General features: G+C 60.2%; 2 protein-coding genes and 1 pseudogene. All 3 read left to right on the plus strand.

Going from position 1 to position 1,580, the window contains the following annotated elements; translation table 11 throughout:
- Positions 1-258 (plus strand): annotated as a pseudogene (locus AC1D0P_RS25480) (endonuclease); the annotation flags it as partial.
- Positions 259-321: 63 nt separating this feature from the next.
- Positions 322-774, plus strand: coding sequence for a DUF2721 domain-containing protein (locus AC1D0P_RS25485; RefSeq protein ID WP_477679280.1), 453 nt, complete (start codon positions 322-324; stop codon positions 772-774).
- 203 nt (positions 775-977) lie between these two features.
- Positions 978-1,523 carry a hypothetical protein gene (locus tag AC1D0P_RS25490; protein ID WP_477679281.1) on the plus strand — a complete coding sequence of 182 codons (546 nt, stop codon included), beginning with the start codon at positions 978-980 and terminating at the stop codon, positions 1,521-1,523.
- Positions 1,524-1,580 lie beyond the last annotated feature (57 nt).

A 1,580-nucleotide genomic window follows, 5' to 3' on the forward strand; every position in this document is an offset into this window, starting at 1 on the left:
TGTCAATTGTCAATTGTCGGGGCTTTGCCTGCGCCCAAACTGCGCGAGCTGGTGGCGCAGGCCCGGCAGTACAGCTTTGATTTTCTCGCCTGGAAAAAAGCCTTTGTGCTCAGGCAGCACTGGTTGGCCCACACCAAAACCATCTGCCCGCGCTGCGAAATCCCTTTTGTGAGAGCCCATCTCGGTAAAACCCAGCGGCGCAGCTTTTTCTGCGAGAACTGCCAGCGACGCTACGAAGCGCCGTTCGAGCTCAAGTAGCACCGTGCCCCGGCGAGCGGCATGACAAAATGCAGGCCTTTCAACCCGCAGCTGGAGCTTTGCATGAACTTTGCACCCGACCTTGCCACGGTCACCCACGGCATCCAGCTGGCGGTGGCGCCGGTGTTTTTGCTCACCGCCGTCTCGGGCATGATCGCCGCCGTCGCCGGCCGGCTGGCCCGCATCATCGACCGCGCGCGCTTCCTGGAAAACCGGCTCGAAGCCGGTGGCGTGGAAGAGCCTCGCGCGCACCGCATGTACGCCGAGCTGCGCGAGCTTCGCCACCGCGGCTGGCTGGTCAACATCTGCATCGCCTTGCTGACCTTCTGCGCCATCCTGATCGGCAGCACCATCATCCTGCTGTTCCTCGGGGAAACCAGTGAGCTTCCAACGCTACGGATCGCGACGGTGTGTTTTCTGTCGGGGGTGGTGTGTTTTCTGCTGGCCCTGGTGTGTTTTCTGGCGGAGACCTTGCTGGCAACACGCTTGCTCAAATTCGCGGAGCCTTCGGCTTGAGGCGCACGGCACTTGAATGTGAGCAAATGTAGGACGCTGTCGCAGCTTGTTTCCCTACAGTGCTTTTTATCTCACCGGAGCCAGAATGGGCAAAACACCGTCAACGGCATCGGACGGCCTCCGTTGAACAGTTCAGGCATGTGCCTCGCATGGTTTGCATGCCCGCCGTATCGGCCTTCATCCATAACTACCGGAGAACCACAATGAAAAACACCACGATGACCACTGGACCGCGCCTGCCCGGCCGCAGCCTTGCACTGCTGATGGCGGCCGCCATGGTTTGCTCCACGAGTTTTGCCGAGAAACCCGAATGGGCAGGCGGCGGCAAAAACAAAGGCAACAAGCACGAGCAGGCGGAACAGTCCGACCACGGTGATGACGGGCAGGGCGGCAAAAAGGCGAAGAAGAACAAGCATGCCGCTGATGTCAAAGTCGGCGGCTATTTTGTGCCGCAGCAGCGCGTCGTGGTCCAGAACTACTACGGCAAACAATTCAAGGCCGGCCATTGCCCTCCGGGCCTGGCCAAGAAAAACAACGGCTGCCTGCCCCCGGGCCAGGCGAAGAAATACGCCATCGGCCAGCCGCTCCCTCGCGACGTCGTGTTCTATCCCGTGCCTTCGGCTGTGGTGGTGCAGTTGGGTGCGCCGCCAGCAGGGCATAAATATGTGCGGGTTGCCACTGACATTCTGCTGATTGCTGTGGGGACGAGTATGGTGGTGGATGCTATTCAAGACCTTGGTTCGATTTAAATCAGTGCTTGTTCCCCGGCGGTGTGCTCTTCTGAGTTCTGCTGGCCGGGGTAGCCC

The sequence above is a fragment of the Polaromonas sp. P1_G2 genome, assembly GCF_056405515.1.